Annotated in this window: 19 protein-coding genes; 7 read left to right on the plus strand and 12 right to left on the minus strand. The window is 35.8% G+C overall.

Annotated features, from left to right (window positions below; all coding sequences use genetic code 11):
• Window positions 1–77: 77 nt before the first annotated feature.
• The 9 genes from ACJJVP_RS05090 to ACJJVP_RS05130 form a co-directional block, all read right to left on the minus strand.
• Complete coding sequence (locus ACJJVP_RS05090) at window positions 78–1,004, minus strand: DUF3078 domain-containing protein (RefSeq protein WP_405411350.1); 927 nt, start codon at window positions 1,002–1,004, stop codon at window positions 78–80.
• A gap of 70 nt (window positions 1,005–1,074) precedes the next feature.
• The gene (locus ACJJVP_RS05095; RefSeq protein WP_405411353.1) at window positions 1,075–1,581 is read right to left on the minus strand and encodes a DUF2480 family protein; all 507 of its coding nucleotides are present in this window, start codon (window positions 1,579–1,581) and stop codon (window positions 1,075–1,077) included.
• A 35-nt stretch (window positions 1,582–1,616) separates the two neighbouring features.
• The gene (locus tag ACJJVP_RS05100) at window positions 1,617–1,949 is read right to left on the minus strand and encodes an SUF system Fe-S cluster assembly protein (protein WP_036151130.1); all 333 of its coding nucleotides are present in this window, start codon (window positions 1,947–1,949) and stop codon (window positions 1,617–1,619) included.
• Between the two features lie 6 nt (window positions 1,950–1,955).
• On the minus strand, window positions 1,956–2,381 hold the full coding sequence (locus ACJJVP_RS05105) for a SufE family protein (protein ID WP_405411356.1): 426 nt from the start codon (window positions 2,379–2,381) through the stop codon (window positions 1,956–1,958).
• 73 nt (window positions 2,382–2,454) lie between these two features.
• Complete coding sequence (locus ACJJVP_RS05110) at window positions 2,455–3,669, minus strand: aminotransferase class V-fold PLP-dependent enzyme (RefSeq protein WP_405411358.1); 1,215 nt, start codon at window positions 3,667–3,669, stop codon at window positions 2,455–2,457.
• 142 nt (window positions 3,670–3,811) lie between these two features.
• Window positions 3,812–5,128 carry a Fe-S cluster assembly protein SufD gene (gene sufD, locus ACJJVP_RS05115; RefSeq protein ID WP_405411359.1) on the minus strand — a complete coding sequence of 439 codons (1,317 nt, stop codon included), beginning with the start codon at window positions 5,126–5,128 and terminating at the stop codon, window positions 3,812–3,814.
• A 71-nt stretch (window positions 5,129–5,199) separates the two neighbouring features.
• Window positions 5,200–5,952 carry a Fe-S cluster assembly ATPase SufC gene (gene sufC / locus ACJJVP_RS05120; protein ID WP_036151120.1) on the minus strand — a complete coding sequence of 251 codons (753 nt, stop codon included), beginning with the start codon at window positions 5,950–5,952 and terminating at the stop codon, window positions 5,200–5,202.
• 60 nt (window positions 5,953–6,012) lie between these two features.
• Window positions 6,013–7,458 carry a Fe-S cluster assembly protein SufB gene (gene sufB, locus ACJJVP_RS05125; protein ID WP_405411362.1) on the minus strand — a complete coding sequence of 482 codons (1,446 nt, stop codon included), beginning with the start codon at window positions 7,456–7,458 and terminating at the stop codon, window positions 6,013–6,015.
• Between the two features lie 83 nt (window positions 7,459–7,541).
• Window positions 7,542–7,871: an iron-sulfur cluster assembly accessory protein gene (locus ACJJVP_RS05130; RefSeq protein WP_073241609.1), complete on the minus strand. Its 330-nt coding sequence runs from the start codon at window positions 7,869–7,871 to the stop codon at window positions 7,542–7,544.
• A 495-nt stretch (window positions 7,872–8,366) separates the two neighbouring features.
• Here ACJJVP_RS05130 and ACJJVP_RS05135 point away from each other — a divergent pair, with 495 nt between their 5' ends.
• Window positions 8,367–9,824 carry a Gfo/Idh/MocA family protein gene (locus ACJJVP_RS05135; RefSeq protein WP_405411365.1) on the plus strand — a complete coding sequence of 486 codons (1,458 nt, stop codon included), beginning with the start codon at window positions 8,367–8,369 and terminating at the stop codon, window positions 9,822–9,824.
• Window positions 9,825–9,922: 98 nt separating this feature from the next.
• On the plus strand, window positions 9,923–10,966 hold the full coding sequence (thiL, locus tag ACJJVP_RS05140) for a thiamine-phosphate kinase (protein ID WP_405411367.1): 1,044 nt from the start codon (window positions 9,923–9,925) through the stop codon (window positions 10,964–10,966).
• 12 nt (window positions 10,967–10,978) lie between these two features.
• Here the strand turns inward: thiL and ACJJVP_RS05145 are convergent, their stop codons facing one another.
• Window positions 10,979–11,215, minus strand: coding sequence for a hypothetical protein (locus tag ACJJVP_RS05145; RefSeq protein ID WP_405411369.1), 237 nt, complete (start codon window positions 11,213–11,215; stop codon window positions 10,979–10,981).
• A gap of 251 nt (window positions 11,216–11,466) precedes the next feature.
• Here ACJJVP_RS05145 and ACJJVP_RS05150 point away from each other — a divergent pair, with 251 nt between their 5' ends.
• Complete coding sequence (locus ACJJVP_RS05150) at window positions 11,467–12,750, plus strand: branched-chain amino acid transport system II carrier protein (RefSeq protein WP_405411372.1); 1,284 nt, start codon at window positions 11,467–11,469, stop codon at window positions 12,748–12,750.
• A gap of 85 nt (window positions 12,751–12,835) precedes the next feature.
• The gene (locus ACJJVP_RS05155) at window positions 12,836–13,456 is read left to right on the plus strand and encodes a fasciclin domain-containing protein (protein ID WP_405411374.1); all 621 of its coding nucleotides are present in this window, start codon (window positions 12,836–12,838) and stop codon (window positions 13,454–13,456) included.
• Window positions 13,457–13,507: 51 nt separating this feature from the next.
• Here ACJJVP_RS05155 and ACJJVP_RS05160 read toward each other — a convergent pair whose 3' ends face one another.
• Together ACJJVP_RS05160 and ACJJVP_RS05165 are read right to left on the minus strand one after the other, a co-directional pair.
• Window positions 13,508–14,278 carry an exodeoxyribonuclease III gene (locus tag ACJJVP_RS05160; RefSeq protein WP_405411375.1) on the minus strand — a complete coding sequence of 257 codons (771 nt, stop codon included), beginning with the start codon at window positions 14,276–14,278 and terminating at the stop codon, window positions 13,508–13,510.
• A gap of 9 nt (window positions 14,279–14,287) precedes the next feature.
• A complete protein-coding gene (locus ACJJVP_RS05165; protein WP_405411378.1) occupies window positions 14,288–15,580 on the minus strand; it encodes an aminopeptidase P family protein in 1,293 nt (430 codons plus the stop codon).
• 147 nt (window positions 15,581–15,727) lie between these two features.
• On the opposite strand from ACJJVP_RS05165, the gene ACJJVP_RS05170 reads away from it, so the two are divergent.
• The 3 genes from ACJJVP_RS05170 to ACJJVP_RS05180 all read left to right on the plus strand — a co-directional run bounded on the left by ACJJVP_RS05170 (window position 15,728) and on the right by ACJJVP_RS05180 (window position 21,840).
• Entirely contained in the window at window positions 15,728–17,179 is a 1,452-nt protein-coding gene (locus tag ACJJVP_RS05170; protein ID WP_405411380.1) for a M20/M25/M40 family metallo-hydrolase, read from the plus strand.
• 20 nt (window positions 17,180–17,199) lie between these two features.
• Window positions 17,200–18,912 (plus strand): M28 family peptidase, encoded by a 1,713-nt coding sequence (locus tag ACJJVP_RS05175; RefSeq protein ID WP_405411382.1) that lies wholly within the window; start codon window positions 17,200–17,202, stop codon window positions 18,910–18,912.
• Window positions 18,913–18,993: 81 nt separating this feature from the next.
• Window positions 18,994–21,840, plus strand: coding sequence for a WD40/YVTN/BNR-like repeat-containing protein (locus ACJJVP_RS05180; RefSeq protein ID WP_405411385.1), 2,847 nt, complete (start codon window positions 18,994–18,996; stop codon window positions 21,838–21,840).
• Window position 21,841 lies beyond the last annotated feature (1 nt).

Raw genomic sequence — 21,841 nt, forward strand, 5'->3', positions numbered from 1 at the left:
TAATTACTTAACCGAAAAAAGCCCTCTAAATAGAGGGCTTTTTTTTATATATAAACTAATTGTTATTTAACCAATGCTTAAAATGCATAATTAAGACCAACTAAGAAGTATGTCTGTAATTTGTTATCTACAGTTTCAAAAGTAGTAGCCGTTTCGCCCAATGTATCAATCGCATAATTTAAAGCTTCTTGCTTGTTATCACGCAAACCGAATTCAAAACCTAAACCAATACCATTCCATAACGTATAACCAAATGAGTTGATCCAAGTAGTGTTCGAAAGATCACCGCTCTCATAGCTTTGAAACATAGAAAGGTTAGATTTAAAATTAACCGCTCCAAATTTCTTAGTATAATCAGCAACTATTTTAGCACCTAAAGAAGATTCAAATACGGAATCACCATTACTAAATACGAAGTTGTAGTTCAATGGGTGAATTACAACAACTAAATCAGCGATAGGAGTCCAAGTAGCACCAACACCTAAGTCAAGGTATCCTGGATCGTTAAAGTTATCTAGTATTGTAGTTCTATACTCAGCTAAACCAGAAATCGCCCATTTTTCATTAAGCTTTCTACCGTAAAGTGAAGTAATGTTAAAAACATCAGTTCCTTTTTTGAAACTGTCATCATCAGTATCATCGTTTTTATCATCGAACTTTACCCATGCTAAGTTCAAATTACCAGAGTTTCTCCAAAAGAATTTCTCTTCGTTTAAATTAGCAAAAGCATTTACTGTTACACCAATGTTACCAGAAGATAGATCTGGAGTACCTTGACCGTACCAGTTATTAAAGCTACTAAGGTTAGCACCAATAGTACCGAATGCTCCTTTTTTCCAACCTGGCAATGCGTCTATTGCACCTTGAATAGCATCAGCTCTTCCTTGAATTGCTGCGATAGAATCTTTCGCTGCACTTAATTCACCTTTAAGTTCTTCCTCTGTTTGAGAAAAACCAACGGTTGCAACAAAAGCAAGTGCTAGGGTTATTACAATTTTCTTCATAATATTAATGTTTTAAATTTATAGTGGCGCAAAGGTAATAATACTTCGTTACAACTTTAAATAGGAAATGTTATTTTCTTTTATATAATGGTACCGAAGAACACGCTTCGCCATACATAATAGACTTTGCCAGGGGTTTTAAGCGCTCTGCCAGAAAGAGATAGGCATTGGCAGGAACTGGTTTTTTGCTGCATCCTTTAATAATAATTAACTTATCTCGATACTCTGTTACATCAATATTCTCAATAATAGATTGATAAATGCTAGTTTCTAAATCTATCAAAGTACCTTGAATTGCCTTTTTTGCAATACCACTAAGCTTAACGCTTAATAGTAGGTACGCCCAACCTGGCACTATAGCATCTGAAGAACAATACATAGCAACGTAAGCATCTTGATATTGAGACCAATCATGTGCGTCTACAAAAGCCCTAAATTCTTTTTCCTTAAGTATAATACCTTCGAAAAGCCAGTCTTTGATATCAAGCACTACTCTATTTCCCTTCGGATAGTAATCTTCTAAGTTAAAAGTAATCAGTTTGCTCTGGGCAACTTTATTTACGATTTCATCTTGCATACTAGCATATTTTGAATCGAAATGAACCTTAATTATTAAAGAAGTCCTAATTCTAACTTTGCTTCTTCGCTCATTAAATCTTGTGTCCAAGGTGGATCAAAAGTAATTTCCACTTCAGCATCTTTAATAGCATCGAGTGATTTTACTTTCTCTTCTACCTCTGCCGGTAAACTTTCGGCAACCGGACAGTTAGGAGATGTAAGTGTCATTAAAATCTTAACTTCATTATCTTCATTGACCAAAACATCATAGATTAACCCAAGTTCATAGATATCTACAGGAATTTCTGGATCATATATAGTTTTTAAAATCTTAACGATTTTTTCCCCTAATTCTGCGCTGTCTTCAGCTATATTTTCATCACTCATAATCTTCTAATCTTCAATTTGTGTTTGATACGCCACTGCGTATAACTTCAGTTGTTTGATCATACTTACCAAACCGTTTGCCCTTGTTGGCGATAAATGCTCTTTTAAACCAATTTCATCAATAAATTGTGTATCGGCATCCAAAATATCTTGTGGTTTTTGATTGCTAAATACACGTATTAGAATGGCAATAATACCTTTTGTTATGATAGCATCGCTATCTGCTGTAAAAACCAGTTTATTATCTTCTAAATCTGCATGCACCCAAACTTTACTTTGGCAACCCTTAATAATATTATCGTCAGTCTTAAATTCTTCTTTGATTAATGGAAGCGACTTCCCTAACTCTATCATGTATTCATAGCGCTGCATCCAATCATCGAACATGGAAAATTCGTCTATAATCTCTTCTTGTATCTCTTTAATTTCCATTGCTTTATTTTATGCAAAAATACGATAACAATTGAAGGATTTCAAACCTTAACATTACCTATGAAACTTTGCGTTATAACAACATACTTTTAGCTTTTAGTATACCTTGCACAAGTACGTCTACTTCTTCTTTTGTGTTATAAAAAGCGAAACTAGCACGAACGGTACCCGGTATTTTAAAGAAATCCATAATAGGTTGTGCACAATGGTGTCCTGTACGCACCGCAATACCCAGCTTATCTAAAATACTACCCATATCATACGGGTGAATACCTTCTATATTAAATGAAATTACAGAAGTCTTATTTTTTGCCATACCGTAGATTTTGAGTCCGTCTATCTTCAGTAATTCTTCCGTTGCGTATTCTAGCAATTCATGTTCATATTTAGCAATTTCCTCAAAGCCAATAGCATTCAAATAATCCAATGCGGCACCAAAAGCGATACCACCACAAATATTTGGTGTGCCCGCTTCAAATTTATGCGGCAAATCTGCATATGTAGTTTTCTCAAAAGTAACTTCGGCAATCATTTCACCACCACCTTGATACGGAGGTAATTTATTTAGCCACTCTTCTTTACCATACAACATACCTTCACCTGTTGGACCGCAGATTTTATGAGCAGAACAAGTATAAAAATCAACATCTAAGGCTTGAACATCTGCCACTAAATGTGGAGCCGCCTGTGCTCCATCAATTAATACCGCTGCACCAACCTTATGTGCTTTTTGTATAATCTCTTCTATAGGATTGATAGTACCTAAGGCATTTGAAATATGGTTACAGAAAACCAGTTTTGTATTATCGGATAATAGGTCTTCATAGACATCCATCAGTAATTCCCCTTCTTGATTCATAGGAATAACTTTTAAGACAGCCCCTGTACATTCACATAACATTTGCCATGGCACAATGTTAGAATGATGCTCCATTGCTGAAACTATTACTTCATCCCCTTTTTTTATAAATGATGAGAAACCGTTTGCAACAAGATTTATACTATGGGTAGTTCCCGAAGTAAAAATTATCTCATAAGAATTAGCGGCATTAAAATGCTTCTGAATTTTTATTCTCGCCTGCTCATACTTATCGGTAGCTTCTTGAGAAAGTGTATGCACCCCACGGTGAATATTTGCGTTGTAGTTTTGATAGTAATCTACAATAACATCTATAACCTGCTGCGGAGTTTGTGATGTAGCGGCATTATCTAAATAGACCAATGGCTTACCATTTACTTCTCGCTTAAGAATTGGAAAATCTTCTCTTATTTTTTTAATATCTAACATAGTCAATCTTCTTATATACAAAGATACCCGATAATGAAAACAAATATTATTGAATTCTGATTTACTTCTACATCGGATTAAAATAAAAAAGGATAGCTATCTAAATAACTATCCTTTATATCAATTTCTCACCTAAAACATCTTACAAATCAAACCCAAGGTTTACCCCTAGTTTTTCTGCAATCAATTTATTTATTCTAGCTTTTAGTTCAGGAATACGAACCGTAGATAATACATTATTAGCAAATGCATACATCAATAATGCTCTTGCTTCTTTCTTTGGTATACCTCTAGACTGTAAATAGAATAAGGCATCCTCATCTAACTGACCAATAGTACAACCGTGAGAACATTTTACATCATCGGCAAAAATCTCTAACTGAGGTTTTGAATTGATGCTTGCTTTATCGCTAATAAGAATATTATTATTCTTTTGGAAAGCATTCGTCTTTTGGGCAATTTTATCTACGATAATTTTACCATTAAAAACACCTGTAGAGCTGTCGCCATAAATTCCTTTATAATCTTGATGACTTTCACAATTCGGTTGTATATGATGCACTAATGTGTAATGATCCACATGCTGTTTATCTCCTAGAATAGTAACACCATTCATAGTAGAGTCTATATACTCACCGTTTTGATAAAAGTTAAGGTTGTTACGCGTTAATTTACCACCAAAGGAGAAGGTATGAACGTTAACAATACTTTTGTCTTTTTGGTCAACATAGGTGTTATCGATTAATGAAGCCGTAGCCGCATCGTTCTGAATTTTATAAAAATCAACAATAGCACTTTTTGCAGCGAATATTTCGGTTACTGCATTAGTAAGTGTGTCGTTTGATGTTAAACTCTGGTGACGTTCAATAATTTGAACCTCAGCATTTTCTTCTACTACAATTAAATTTCTTGGTTGTAATAAAAGAGAAGCCTCATTACCAGTAGAGAAATGTAATATTTCAATTGGTTTTTTAGGCATTTTATTCTTCGGAATGTAAATATAAGCTCCTTCTCTACTAAACGCTGTGTTTAAAGTAGTTAACGACTCATCTTTAGATGCAATTTTATTAAAATATACATCAATTACCTGCTTGTACATTGGCTTTGTAAGCGCTGCACTCATTAAACAGATATCTACACCATCATGCGTAGTTTCAGACAAGTATGAACTATAAATACCATCTACGAAAACAATCTTATACGTATCGATTTCGTGAATAAAATAAGGTTTCACATCCTTATACTCCAAAGCATTCTGTTCTTTTGGAAAGATGCTGAAATCTATTTTTTGAATACTATTTAATGAAGTATACTTCCAAGCTTCTTCTTTTTTAGAAGGAAATCCTTTTTCTTCAAAGTTTTTTATAGCAGCCATACGAACATCGTGTACCGGATGCTCAACATCCACATTGTTCTCAAACGCCATAAAAGAGGAAATCAATTTATCTTTTAAATCCATATTTTTTCAGTTGCCAGTTTGCAGTAGTATAGACAGTTAATAATCACTGCCATTAAATACTGTATACTTAATTATACCGCCGTTTCTTGCTTTAACCAGTCGTATCCTTTTTCTTCAAGCTCTAGGGCAAGTTCTTTACCACCAGATTTTACGATTTTTCCATTATGTAAAACGTGTACGTAATCTGGCACGATATATTCTAACAAACGTTGGTAGTGCGTAATTAAGATTACCGCATTATCCTTACTCTTCAGTTTGTTTACACCACTAGCAACAATACGTAAAGCATCAATATCTAAACCAGAATCGGTTTCATCTAAAATTGCAACCTTTGGCTCTAACATTGCCATTTGAAAAATCTCGTTACGTTTTTTCTCACCACCCGAAAAACCTTCGTTTAATGATCTAGATAAGAACTTACGGTCAATCTCCAATAACTCAGATTTCTCACGAATAAGCTTCAACATATCTTTAGCTGGCATATCCTCAAGACCCTTTGCCTTACGAGATTCATTAATTGCCGTTTTCATAAAGTTGGTAACGGAAACACCTGGAATTTCAACTGGATATTGAAAAGATAGAAATACACCTTTATGTGCTCTTTCTTCTGGAGAAACATCTTCTAAATCTTCACCACTTAACTCAATTGAACCTTGAGTAACCTCAAAATTCTCGTTTCCGGCAATTACAGAAGCCAATGTACTTTTACCAGAACCGTTAGGTCCCATTATAGCATGTACTTCACCTGCTTTTACCTCTAAGTTAATTCCTTTTAATATTTCCTTATCGTCTACGTTAGCGTGTAGATCTTTAATTTTCAACATAATATGTTACTTTAAATATTGTGGCGCCTACGGCGTTTTACTAAAATCTTAATTACTTTTTTATCCTACAGAACCTTCTAAACTAATTTCCAATAATTTTTGTGCTTCTACAGCAAACTCCATTGGTAGCTTATTCAGTACTTCTTTACTAAAACCGTTTACAATCAATGCAATCGCTTTTTCTGTATCTATACCTCTTTGATTACAATAGAATATTTGGTCTTCCCCAATTTTACTTGTGGTAGCCTCATGCTCTATCATAGCAGATTTGTTCTTTGCTTCAATATATGGGAAAGTATGTGCACCACACTCGTTACCCATTAGCAAAGAATCGCATTGAGAAAAGTTACGCGCACCATCTGCACGGCTATTGACCTGTACCAATCCTCTATAACTATTCTGAGATTTACCAGCAGAAATACCTTTAGAAATTATTGTACTCTTGGTGTTTTTACCAATGTGTACCATTTTAGTACCGGTATCTGCTTGTTGGTAATTATTGGTTACGGCAATAGAATAAAACTCACCGATAGAATTATCTCCTTTTAAAATACAAGAAGGATATTTCCAAGTTACTGCAGATCCTGTTTCAACCTGTGTCCAAGATACTTTAGCGTTCTTTTCGCAAATAGCTCTTTTAGTAACGAAGTTGAATACACCACCTTTACCCTCTTTATTACCAGGGAACCAGTTTTGTACCGTTGAGTATTTTATTTCGGCGCCATCTAAAGCAACAAGCTCTACAACTGCGGCATGTAATTGATTTTCATCTCTAGAAGGTGCTGTACAACCTTCAAGGTAACTTACATAACTATCTTCATCTGCGATAACCAAAGTACGCTCAAACTGACCTGTACCAGCCTGATTAATTCTAAAGTAAGTAGACAATTCCATTGGGCAACGAACACCTTTAGGAATGTAACAGAAACTACCATCTGAAAAAACAGCGGAGTTCAATGCAGCATAAAAGTTGTCTCTTTGTGGAACTACGGAACCAATATATTTCTTAACCAATTCTGGATGGTCTTTTATAGCCTCTGAAATGGAACAGAAAATAATACCTTTTTCAGCCAATGTTTTCTTGAATGTAGTTGCTACAGAAACAGAATCCATTACAATATCGACTGCTACATTCTGCAACTTCTTTTGCTCATCTACAGAAATACCTAATTTCTTGTACATCTCCAATAACTCTGGATCAACATCGTCCAAGGTTTTGTTCGGATCCGCCTTTTTTGGTGCAGAATAATACGATATTGCCTGAAAATCTGGTTTCTGATAATGCACATTAGCCCATTCAGGCTCTTCCATCTCTTTCCAATACTTAAAAGCTTCTAGCCTCCAAAGTGTCATCCATTCTGGTTCTCCCTTTTTCTTAGAAATGGCAATAACGATTTCTTCGTTTAAACCATTAGGGAAAGTTTCAGATTCAATATCTGTATAGAAACCATATTCATACTCTTTGGTTTCCAATTCTTTCTTTAATTCTTCTTCTGTATATGCCATATGTTATCGTTAATAAGTAAAAGGCAAGCGAGTTGAAAACAACAACTCAAATCCTTTTTACATATTTAAAACTTCACTTCCTACTATAATGAAAAACTCTCGCCACAACCACACGTTCTTTGTGCATTTGGATTGTTAAAAACAAATCCCTTTCCGTTGAGTCCCCCAGAGTATTCCAATACAGTTCCCACTAAATATAAAAAGCTTTTTTTATCTACAATAATCCGTACGTTGTTGTCTTCGAATACTTTATCAGCGTCATCTTTTTTATCGTCGAAATTTAATTCGTAAGATAATCCACTGCATCCACCACTCTTTACCCCTACACGCACATAATCCGTCGTAGCATCAAAACCTTCTTCCGTCATAAGGTTAATGACTTTCTGTTTAGCCGTTTCTGATACTTGAATCATAATATCTGGATTTAATCTAAAATAGGTTACAAATATACGCCATAAGTAGCTTTTTACCATAGAACCTTACATTATTATAAAGTATAAGTTCATAGATAAATACTATCAAGAAGGTGTAAGGTCGATATTTAAAATTAAGATCGATTAAACACATGTTCACTTAACAAGTCTTCAATCAAAATTTAATTATAAAATCTTCGAAACGCTATATTGACCGCGACTGACTATAGCTGTAAATGATACCTAATTACAGTTAACTTTCTACAAATTTTAACACCCAAAAATTTATTTAATTCTGCATTATTAATAATCTGTCCATAATTTAAACCAAAACCAAGAAAGTATTAAATACTAAATATGATTATCTTCTAATTAATTTATAATCAACGATTAAAACAACAAAAGCTCATTGACGAAATATTATTAAACCAAACATTTATCGGCAATTTGCAAGAATTCAATTATCTTCAATACCAAATCAAATAACAACAACTTATGTCACAAAACAAATCAAACAACAAAAACAACACCCGCCGAAAATTCATGAAAAACACCGGTATGGCGGCAGCCGGTTTTATGATCGTTCCAAGGCATGTTCTTGGAGGAACAGGCTACATTGCCCCAAGCGATAAATTAAATATTGCCGGAATCGGAGTTGGAGGAAAAGGTCAAAGCGATATCGCTTCTTTTGCCGAAAGTCCTAATGTAAATATCGTATCACTTGCCGATGTCGACAATAGACAAGCAGTTGCCTCTAGAGAAGCATTCCCAAAAGCCAGTTATTTCAACGATTTTAGGGAAATGCTAGATAAAGAAGGTAAAAACATTGATGCCGTTTCTGTCTCTACACCCGATCACAACCACGCCGTTGCAGCTTACCAGGCAATGTCAATGGGCAAACACGTGTATGTACAAAAACCTTTGACCCATGATATTTGGGAGGCAAGAATGTTAACAGAAGCTGCCAAAAAATTCAAAGTGGTTACTCAAATGGGTAACCAAGGTGGTTCTGGTGACGGTGTACGTACCATGAAAGAAATTTATGATACGGGAATTATTGGTGAAGTACATACCGTAAAATGCTGGACAAATAGAGCTATTTGGCCACAAGCATTACAAACACCAACTAAAAAAGACAAAGTTCCAAAAGGTCTAAACTGGGATCTTTGGTTGGGTACCGCACAGATGAGAGATTATAACAATGCCTACCTACCATTTGATTGGAGAGGTTGGTCAGATTTTGGAACAGGTGCACTTGGTGATATGGCCTGCCATATTATGGACCCTGTATATAGAATTCTTCCAATTTTATATCCTGATACCGTAGAATGCAGTGTTTCTGATTCATTCAGCGGAAATTTTCAATACAAAGACTACCCTAAGAGTTTTCCGAACTCCAGTAAAATACACTTAAGCTACCCAAGAACGGATGGCAAAGGAAAAATAAAAGTCACTTGGATGGATGGCGGACTGCTACCTGAAAGGCCTGAAGAGCTAGGTGATGACGAAGCCTTAGGAAACTGGGATGGTGGTGTACTTTTCATTGGTACAAAAGGAAAATTAATGGCAGATTGCTACGGTGCAAACCCGAGGTTATTGCCATTAACCCTGAACGAACAATTTGAAGTTGAGCAAACCATTGCACGTGTACCAGAAGGTCACTACCTACAGTGGGTAAATGCATGTATGGCCGGTTATGGTAATGCTGAAACTAGTTCTTCTTTTGATTATGCCGGACCATTCACTGAAAGTATACTAATAGGGAACTTGGCATTGAAATCATATTTTGAAGTTGACCCCACAGTTGAAAACCAAAGTTTTTGGGGCGGAGGTAAACAGTATCACGGTAGAAAACGTCTACAATGGGATGCAGCGAATATGAAAATCACCAATTTTGAACCTGCAAATAAGTATGTGAAACGTACCTATAGAGATGGGTATACGGTAGGATAAGCCTTAAACACATTCATAATTACAATAGCAAACCCGAAGCTTTTCAGCTTCGGGTATTTTTATGCCATACATCTTATTTTACTTCTTATTTTTGCAACATGCTAGAAGATAAAGAACAAGAAAGAACATCGTTAGAGAAATTAGGTGAATTCGGACTCATAGAACACCTTACCAAAGATTTTGAGCTTACTCAAAAATCTACCGTAAAAGGAATTGGTGATGACGCAGCAGTGCTAGATTATGAAAAATCTAAAACAGTTCTAAGTACCGACCTTTTAATAGAAGGTGTACATTTTGACCTTGCCTATATGCCATTAAAGCATTTAGGTTATAAATCTATTATGGTCAATCTTTCTGATATCTATGCCATGAACGCAACAGCTACACAAGTAACCGTTTCCTTAGCTGTTTCTAATAGATTTCCGCTAGAAGCACTTGAAGAATTTTATGCAGGTGTGGCTACAGCATGTAAAACGTACAATGTTGATTTAGTAGGTGGCGATACAACCTCATCTAAAACAGGATTAATGATTAGCGTTACCGCAATTGGCGTTGCAAACGAAGAAGATATCGCTTACCGCTCAGGTGCAAAACCAAACGATCTTTTGGTAGTAACCGGAGATTTAGGCGCCGCATACATGGGTCTACAGGTATTGGAGCGTGAAAAAGAAGTGTTTAAAGTAAACCCTAATAGCCAGCCCGATCTAGAACCCTATTCTTATATCGTAGAGCGACAGTTGAAACCAGAAGCAAGAAAGGATATTCCTGAATTATTAAAACAATTGGAAGTTCACCCAACATCAATGATCGATATTAGTGACGGACTTTCATCTGAGATTCTGCATTTAAGCAAGAGTAGCGGATTGGGAATTGACTTGTATGAAGACAAAATTCCGTTAGATCCTACGGTAATTTCTGCTTGCGAAGAATTTAAGATGGACAGCACACTTGTTGCACTTAGTGGCGGCGAGGACTATGAATTGTTATTTACTATAGACCAAAAAGAATTTCCGAAAATTAAGGGCAATCCAAACTTGACCGTTATAGGTCATACTACAGGAAAAGACGAAGGTGCATTCTTGATTTCTAGGAATAATACGAAGATTCCATTAACCGCACAGGGTTGGAATTCATTTAATTAAAAGCAATGCGAATTATGCTACCTGTTGCGTTGGTGTATGTGCATGCGAAGCTGTGTGTCTTCTTTGATAAATATGCTCTAAAGTTCTATTGATATCTTGTAATTCAGGAGTTAAAATAGAAAGGTTACCACTAACATCGGTAGTTACTTCTTTTTGACAGTGAATACATTTGTATTCTTTAATATGAGAGGTCACTTTTTTAGAAATTGAATAGTGATGTCCAAAGATGCTGCAAAATAATTTTTTCATGCTGTAGGTTTTTATGCAAAAATTCCGATTTGGGTAATCGAGAAAATGCGGTTCATATATTAGGTTGAAAATTAAGGAAATTCACATACGATTTGTTTCCTTTTGTTAAAGTACTGTATATTAAAGGCATACACTAGTAATTGTTGTGAGCAGCACATAACATGTTGTCAATGCTCTTTTTTTGAGGGTTTCATTAAATGAAAAACCATGGCATACCTGTTATTTAATAATCTTTGACTTAATTTGCAGCCATGTTCAAAAAGAAAGAAACCCTCATTACGGCCTTTGCTCTATTCTCTCTTTTTTTTGGGGCAGGCAACCTTATTTTACCTCCATTATTAGGTTTCAATTCTGGCAATCACTGGTTAGTGGTAACTATTGGTTTTGGACTATCTGCAGTTGTTATTCCAGTACTTGGGATATTAGCACATGCAAAATTGCAAGGCACATTAATAGATTTTGGACATAAAGTATCGCTAACATTTAGTTTGATCTATGCTTTTTTAATCTATGCCATATCAATTACACTACCCAGTCCAAGAACAGCTTCTGTTACTCATGAAATGGCAATACAGCCCTTTTGGAATATTTCTTCATGGTACACAAGTAGTATTTACTTTGGCTTAGTTTTAGTGTTTGCCATGAACCGTTCAAAAATACTAGGAATATTAGGCAAAATATTAACTCCCGCAATTATATTGATTCTTCTTCTGGTAATAGGAATTACCCTTTTCTCTTTTCCTTTTGATTTCGGCACTACCACCATTGCTAGTCCGTTTACCAACGGAATTTTAGAAGGCTACCAAACTTTTGATGCTATTGGAGCTGTCGTAGTCGGCGGTGTTATTATTATATCCATTAATTTAAGACATAAGAATGCCACATATCAAGACAAAAAAACATTAATACGTAATGCCGGATGGCTAGCTGGTTTAGCACTTTTTTTAATCTATCTAGGTCTAATACTTTCAGGTTCTTTAGTACATGACAGCTTTGATAGAGAAATATCAAGAACAGCATTGCTTTCTGGTCTAACTATAAATAGCTTAGGAGCCATTGGAAATATTTTTTTAAGCATCCTAGTTGGTGTTGCGTGTTTTACAACTGCCGTAGGTATTGTTACAGGAACGGCAGACTTTATAAAGTCTAGGTTTAATGGTTCACAGTTGGCATATACCCTTACCGCTATTTTAGGAAGTATCTTAGGCGTTTTAATGGGGCAATTTAATGTTGGCTATATTATTACAGTTGCTCTTCCTGCTTTAATGTTTATTTACCCAATTACCATAATTCTCATACTTCTAAATGTTACACCTGAAAAATATGCATCTTCTCTTGTTTTTAGAGCAGTTATCATAACTACCTTCATTTTTAGCATTCCAGATTTCTTAGGAAGTATAAGCGCCTTAGCGCCGGCAGCAGAAACTTTTTCATGGATTCCGTTGCAACAATACAGTTTAGGCTGGATATTGCCAGCCTTAATCGTGTGTCTGATTTCAAATCTTTACATCAAATTCACCAAAAATAACTTTTAAAAAATTTATTTTATCTAATTCATACTCTAAAACCAAACCTTCGCAATTTGGTTTCCGTAAGTGAGGTATACTAAAAAATTAGATTATGAAAATTTCAAAAACGATTAAACTTGCAACTCTTGCCTTAACTATAGGTCTTACTACTTCATCTTTCGCACAAGATGCTACTATGGAAATGAAAAAGGACAAGAAGATGATGAAAAAAGAAAAAAAGATGATGGAGACCAAAATGGTAGGTGGTGCAGAAATGTATCCAAATAAAAACATCATTGAAAATGCAGTAAATTCCAAAGATCATACAACTTTAGTTGCAGCAGTAAAAGCGGCCGGATTAGTTGAAACATTAGAAGGTGAAGGTCCTTTTACCGTGTTTGCGCCTACAAACGCTGCCTTCGATAAATTACCTGACGGAACCGTTAAGACTTTATTAATGCCAGAAAACAAAGCAAAACTTCAATCAGTATTAACTTACCATGTAGTTGCGGGCAAGGTAAGTGCCATGGATTTAATGAAAATGATTAAAGATGGTAAAGGCAAAGCTGAATTGACAACCGTAAATGGTGGTAAATTAACTGCCATACTAAAAGGTAAGAAGATTCAATTAAAAGATGCTTCTGGTAATATTTCTACTGTAACAATTGCAAATGTTAATCAATCTAACGGTGTTATACATGTTGTAGATACTGTTGTTTTACCAGGAATGTAAAACAACCAAACATAAAAAAACGCCCCACTAAAAGTGGGGCGTTTTTAATTTTTAAAATACTATTTCTAAACTAATAGGGCAATGGTCACTGCCCATAACTTGATCATGAATTTCGGCTGACTTTACTTTGTCCCAAATAGATTTACTTACCAAAAAGTAATCTAAACGCCATCCTACATTTCTACCACGTGCACCTCCTCTTGCACTCCAAAAGGTATATTTATCGAACGTATTGGGGTGTAACTTTCTAAAGCTATCTACCAAGTTCACTTCCTTTAGCATACGCTCGAATCCGTCAATTTCGACCTGGGTAAATCCTGATGTCTTATTGTAATTACTCTTCGGGTTTGCCAAATCGTTCTCGGTATGTGCAACATTAAAATCGCCCGTAATGATCAAAGGCTTCGATTTAGACAATTCTTTTAGATAATTGGTAAAATCTTTATCCCATCCGGCACGGTAATCCAATCTTTTTAATCCGCTTCCACTATTAGGAATATAAACATTGATCAAATGAAAATGTTCAAATTCAGAATGTGTAATTCTTCCTTCTAAATCATGTTCTTCAACCCCCATGTCCTTATCGAACTTTACAGGTGCCTTTTTAGATAATATTCCGGTACCGGAATATCCTTTTCTTTCGGCGCTATTGCTGAAAAGCTTGTAATCGGTAATACCTTTTAAAGCTTCAGCCACTTGGTCATCTTGTGCTTTTGTTTCTTGAACGCAAAAAACATCTGCATCAAATTCCTTTACAATATCTTCAAAACCCTTTTTTACGGAAGCTCTTATACCATTAACATTCCACGATACTAATTTCATATTCCGTTTTTATTTGTTCATTAATTCTTCAATCTCATCTGCCTTAATAGGAATATTCGCCATCAGGTTAAAAGGCTCACCCTTTTCTTGAATGACCACATCATCTTCTAAACGAATACCCATATTTTCTGCCGGAATATAAATACCTGGCTCTACGGTAAACACCATATTCGCTTTCATAGGTGTTTTCAATGCTCCATAATCATGTGTATTCAAACCAATATGGTGACTAGTGCCATGCATAAAGTACTTCTTATAAGCAGGCCACTCAGGATTTTCATTCTGCACATCTGCCTTATCCAATAAACCAAGTCCCAATAATTCAGAAGTCATTAGTTTACCACATTCTTTATGGTATTCTGCCCAAAGTGTGCCAGGCACCAACATTTTAGTAGCCTCATTTTTTACACGCAAAACAGCGTTATACACTTCTTTTTGGCGTTTGGTAAATTTCCCGTTTGCAGGAATAGTTCTAGTTAAATCGCTAGAATAATTAGCATACTCTGCTGCAACATCCATCAGAATTAAATCACCATCGTTACAAGGTTTGTTATTCTCTAAATAGTGCAATACATTGGCATTATTTCCTGAAGCAATAATGGGTTGATATGCAAAACCTTTCGATTTATTTCTAACAAACTCGTACAATAGTTCTGCTTCAATCTCATATTCCATCACTCCTGGTTTCACAAAACCAAGCAGCCTACGAAATCCTTTTTCGGTGATATTACAGGCCGTTTGCATAACAGCAATTTCCTCAGGTTCTTTAATTCCTCTAATTTCTTGAAGAATTGGGTTACTCTTGGCAACTTTATGAGCTGGATATTCTCGCTTGCATTTTTTTATAAAGCGGTCTTCACGCGTCTGCGTTTCTACTGCTTGTCTATAATGCTCATTGGTATTAAAATATATAGTATCAGCTTCTGTCATTAGATCAAAGAATATTTTCTCAAAATCTTGTAACCAACAAACTGTTTCAATACCTGAAACTTCTGTAGCCTTCTCTTTTGTCAATTTTTCACCTTCCCAAATGGCAATATGTTCATTAGTTTCACGAACAAAAAGTATTTCGCGGTGTTTTTTATTAATGGCATCTGGAAATAATACTAAAATCGTTTCTTCTTGATCAGCCCCAGAAAGGTAAAATATATCTCTATGCTGCTCAAAAGGCAAAACGCTATCAGCACCAATAGGGTAGATATCGTTAGAGTTAAAAACAGCTATGCTTTTAGGCTGCATACGGTCCATAAACTTCTTACGGTTCTTTATAAACAGGGAGTTAGGTATTTGATCGTATTTCATGAATTCTTATTTTGATATAAAATTACGCATTATGTGTTGTTTCCTTAAAAAATAGGGCATAGAATTGTAAGATTTACAAGAACACCTACTCATATTCTTAACTACAAATTGGCTAACTTGTATACCTAAACCAAACACAAACAACTCATGAAAAAAATAGCTTACCTATTTATAGGCGCTTTATGTCTACAGGCATGCTCAGAAACCAAAAAAGAAGAATCACAAGCTGAATTATTTGCACGTATAGATACCGAAATCAAAGCAAATTCTAAAGGCTACAGTTCATTAAAAGAAGCTACTGAAACCATTGGTCACCGACTTACGGGTTCTACCAACGGTGCTAAGGCAGAAGAGTATACCTATAATAAATTTAAAGAATACGGATTTGAAGATGTAGCCTACCAAACTTTTGAGGTAGAGGCTTGGGCAAGAGGCGAGGTTTCTTTACAGATTAATGATGAAGATATTAAAGTAGTTACTTTAGGTCACGCACCTGTAGAAACACACGTTACCGGCGAAATTGTAGATATGGGAAATGGATTAGATGCTGATTACGCAGCTAACCCAGATGCCGTTAAAGGAAAGATCTCTTTAGTATACATTAATATTCTTCCAGATAGTGAAGAGGGACTTACCAATTTACACAGAAGTGAAAAAACAGCTTTAGCCATTAAGTATGGTGCTATTGGTATCATCATAATCAACCAAGTGGACAATGGTGTTTTATTGACGGGTACTGCTTCTGTAACAGGAGAGTTAATACCAATCCCTGCTGTTTGTATTGGAAAAGAAGATGGTATGGCTTTGAAAGAAACTTTAAAATCTAAGAAAGCAACTGCTAAAATTGACATGACCAATACGAGTGATGTCATCAAAGCTAGAAACGTAGTAGCTACATTACCAGGCTCAGAGATTCCGGAAGAAGAAATTGTTATTGGTGGTCACTTAGATTCCTGGGATCTAGCCACTGGTGCTATTGATAATGGTATTGGTTCTTTTGCAGTACTAGACATTGCAAGAGCATTTAAAGCAAATAATCTGCACCCAAAGCGTACGGTAAAATTTGTGATGTTCATGGGTGAAGAACAAGGATTACTAGGTTCTAAATATTTGGTAGAAAAAGCAATTGAAAATAATACGATAGACAATATCAAATACATGATGAATTTAGATATGTCTGGTAACCCTATTGGTATGAACGCTGGTGGACAGTTAGATAATGAGCAATTCTTTACAGATTTAGGAGCTGCAATTCAAAAGCAGGATACCATCTATCAAAATAAGTTTTCAAATAAGTCAGGGTTACATAGCGATCACCAACCTTTTATGTTAGAAGGTGTCCCAATTTTATCTGTGCACAGTAATCTAGACCGTTCTATTTACGGGTGCTACCATTCTGACTGTGATGATTTCAATTTGGTAAATGAAGACCACATGAAAAACACGGCTCGTTTTGGTACGATGATGCTATATGCCGTTGCTAATGCAGATACACTACCTGCTACCAAAATGGATAGCGAAACCACTAAAGAATTTATGATTAAAAATGATTTAAAAGAAAAATTGATCATTGGTAACGAGTGGAAATGGGAAGAATAACCGTAGTCAAAAAAATTATCATGAGGCAGGGAATTATACCCGCACTACTCTGCCTTTCTTTTTTAACAGGATGCTCACAGCATGTTGAAGAAAAACAAGTTGATTATTTTAAACTTGTACGTCCAGAATTTACAGGTCAGCTAGCATACGAGACCACGGATTTTGTAGAAGATTATTGGCGCGTAGTTGGCAATACCGGTTTTAATAAAACCATATACCTTATTGCAGATAGTTTAAAAGCGGCAGGTTACGTTTTAGAAGAAAAAGCCAAGAAAGGTGACCGATTTACCTACCGTATTGAAAAACGGGCAATGACCCACCAAACTTGGGAACCCTTATCTGCATCATTGCAAATTGTTGGTAACGAAAAACCTTTGCTGTTATCAGAAACCAACCGAAACATGACTTATTTAAATTCAGTTTCAACCCCTAAAGATGGTTTAAAAGCAACAGTAGTTTGGATTAAATCTGTTGATGAACTAGAGTCAGTTTCTGTTAAAGGCAAAGTAGTATTTTCAGAAATGAATGTTCGAAAGCTTTACAAATCAGCCATAAAGAATGGTGCTTTGGGGATTCTTACTTATGATAATCCCGCATATTTACAACCAGAAAAGAACACTACTTCTATACAATTTAGAAGTCTTCCTTCTCAGGATGATGGCAATTTTTGGGGCATTGCATTATCCTACGAAGCAAAAGAGAAATTAATAGCACAGCTTAAAAAAGGAAAAACAGGCGTTCTAGTGAATATCCAGACCAAAAGATATCCATCAGAAGAACTAACTATTGTTGCGGATATTAAAGGAAATGAATTTCCAGATGAGCGTTTGGTATACAGCGCACATATACAAGAACCGGGTGCAAATGATAATGCAACTGGCGTTGGCACGCAATTAGAAATGGCTAGAATAGCCTCTAAATTATTTACGGATAACAAAATAGATTTTAAGCGTAGCATGACCTTTTTATGGGGCGATGAAATTGTTTCTACCAACCGGTATATTCAAGAAGACCCAGAACGAGCTAAAGGTATTAAATGGGGAATTAGTTTAGATATGGTCGGTGAAAACACCGCGGTAACTGGCGGAACTTTCTTAATTGAAAAAATGCCAGACCCAAGTGCTATTTGGACTCGTGGTAAAGACAAACACAGTGAATGGGGTGGTGAGGTCTTAAAATTAGCGGATATGAAACCCCACTATCTAAACGATTTTATTATTTCAAACTTTAAAAAGCAAGGTGAATATGCCAATTGGGTAGTTGAAACCAATCCGTTTGAAGGTGGTAGTGATCATACTCCGTTTTTAAAAGCAAATATTCCCGGTCTACTATTGTGGCACTTTACAGATCAATTTTACCATACCGATAATGACCGAATTGACAAGGTGTCTCAAGAAACCTTGAAAAATGTAGGCACGGCGGCTTTAGTTAGTGGACTGGAATTGGTAAATGCATCTGATATTTTTGCCCAAGCACAAATTGAAAATCTTAAGAAGCGAGCAAATCTACGATTAGAGGACGAAGCAGAACTCAGCCAATCTGCACTTAAAAATGGAAGCTCATTTAAAGAAGAAGAACAAATTATTACGGCTTGGGAAGAGTGGTATTTATTATCGCTCAATTCTATTAATGACATTAACACTAATAATAATGCTGACATTAAAACGGCTATTTCCAAAGCACAAAAAGAAATACAAGCGAAATCGAAAGAATTAAAAGCATCACTTCAATAGAAGTTTAGTCAAATGATATTACAGTTTGCCAAGAGCATAACTAATCAGTAACTTACCATCAGCACTATCAACAACATGAAAATGAAACAATTTTACCTATTAGCATTCGCCAGCATTTCTATAGCAACGGCACAAATTCAACCTACCTCATCGCAAAAAATAGATGCGTCTTTACAAGCAAAAAAAGCCATGGATGTAAGTTCTTTGGTTAAAAACATACCGCTGAAAAATATAGGTCCGTCCGTCATGAGTGGTCGTGTTGTTGATTTAGCAGTTAATGAAAATAACCCTACTGAATATTACGTTGCTTATGCCTCTGGCGGATTATGGTATACCAACAACAACGGTAATTCTTTTACTCCCGTAATGGATGAAACTCAAACCCAAAATCTTGGTGATATTGCCGTTCACTGGCAGAGTGGTACTATTTGGGTAGGCACAGGGGAAAACAATTCTTCTCGTTCATCATACGCAGGTATCGGTATTTTAAAATCTACCGACAAAGGTAAAACGTGGCAACATATGGGTTTATCAGATTCTCACCATATAGGGCGTATTGTGGTGAATCCTGATAATGCCAATGAGGTAACGGTTGGCGTAACTGGTCATTTATATTCTACAAATAAAGAGCGCGGTATTTACAAAACTACAGATGGTGGAAAAACTTGGAAAAACATCTTGTTCATTGATGACAAAACAGGAATAATAGATGTTGCCGTTTCGCCAAAAAACTACAATATTCAATATGCCGCGGCTTGGCAAAAAGATAGAAAAGCGTGGGATTTTATTGGAAACGGTGAAGGTTCTGGTATTTACAAGAGTACAGATGCAGGATCAAGCTGGACAAAAATATCAACTCCCGCAAGTGGTTTCCCCACGGGTGAAGGCGTAGGTAGAATTGGTTTAGCTGTCTTTAATGATAATACTGTTTATGCTGTTCATGACAGTCAGTTTAGAAGAAACGCAACCAAGGAAAAGAAAGAGAAGCAAGCTGGTTTGACAAAAGATGATTTTAAGACCCTATCAAAAGAACAATTCTTAGACTTAAACGATAAAGACCTAAATGAGTTTTTAAAGACCAATAATTTTCACGAAAAATACAGAGCTGCAAATGTAAAACAGATGGTACGTAGCAATGCCGTAAAGCCAACAGACCTTGCCTTGTACTTAGAAGATGCCAACTCTATGCTTTTTGACACACCTGTAATTGGTGCAGAAGTGTATCGTAGTAATGATGGCGGTAGCACATGGTCAAAGCAAAATGAAGATTATATAGACGATTTATTCTATAGTTACGGGTATTATTTTGCGCAAATAACAGTAGACCCTAATAATGTTGATGCCATTTACTTATCTGGGGTACCAATTATAGCTTCTAAAGACGGAGGTAAAACATACAGTTCTATAAGTGGTGACAATGTACATTCTGATCACCATGCGGTATGGGTAAATCCTAATTTACCAGGGCATTTAATTAACGGAAATGATGGTGGAGTAAATACTAGTTATGACGATGGTAAACATTGGTTTAAAAACAACTCACCAACCGTTGGTCAATTTTATGCCATAGCTGTTGATAATGAAAAACCATATAATGTGTATGGCGGACTTCAAGATAACGGGGTTTGGATGGGACCGAATAATGCTGAAGAAAACAGCAAATGGCAACAAACAGGTCAATACCCTTGGAAATCGATTATGGGTGGCGATGGTATGCAGGTAGAAGTAGATAATCGCAATGCTAATATCGTTTACACGGGATACCAATTTGGTAATTATTTCAGAATAGATTTAGAAAATGAAACACGCAACTATATTCAGCCAAAGCATGAGTTAGGTGAAACACCGTATCGTTTTAACTGGCAGTCCCCTATTCTACTTTCACCACATAATCAAGATATTTTATACATGGGTAGCAACAAGCTACATCGTTCATTAAATCAAGGGGATACTTGGGAAACCATTTCTGGCGATTTAACCCAAGGCGGAAAAAAGGGTAATGTAGCATTTGGAACCTTAGCAACCATTTCAGAATCACCTTTCAAATTCGGATTAATGTATACCGGTAGTGATGATGGTTTAATTCAACGCACAGAAAATGGTGGTGGTACTTGGAATGTTATTTCTAAAAACCTACCACAGAATTTATGGGTTAGCAGGGTTATCGCTTCCAAACATCAAAAAAACAGGGTGTATGCCACTTTAAATGGCTATCGCTCAGATGATTTTACACCGTATGTATATGTAAGTGAAGACAAAGGCGCTACTTGGAAAAGCATTTCGGCAAAAATTCCTACCTCTGCCGTAAATGTAATTATTGAAGACGCTGAAAATGAAAATCTATTATTTGTAGGTACGGATAATGGACTATATGTAACTTTGGATAGAGGTGCAACATGGCAATCCTTTCAAAATGGAATACCTTATGTAGCCGTGCATGATTTGGTTATACAGAAAGAAGCTAAACACTTAATTGTGGGCACACATGGTAGAAGTATTTACAAAGCCGATATTTCCGCATTACAAAGCATGACATCAGAAATATTAAACAAAGACTTACATGTTTACCCATTGGAAAATATAAAACATTCTTCACGATGGGGTAACTCTTGGAGTTCTTGGTCTAAAGCAAGTACACCAGGTTTAGACATAACATTCTACTCAGACAGAGATGATGTATACCAAGCAAAAATAAAATCATCTGATAATATTGTGGTTAGTGAGACGGAAATTATAGCCAGTAAGGGATTAAACATCTTATCTTATGATGTTGCCTTTTCAAAAGTTGGCAAGTTGAACTACCTTAAAAAGCATAAAACTGTTTTAAAACAAGCCAAAAATGGTAGCACATATTTACCAACTGGCAGCTACATTGTTGAAATTATTGGAAACGGAACCACTGAAAAGGTAACTTTTGATATAGAATAGC

The organism is Maribacter sp. Asnod1-A12 (genome assembly GCF_045063735.1).
Classification (GTDB): Bacteria; Bacteroidota; Bacteroidia; order Flavobacteriales; family Flavobacteriaceae; genus Maribacter.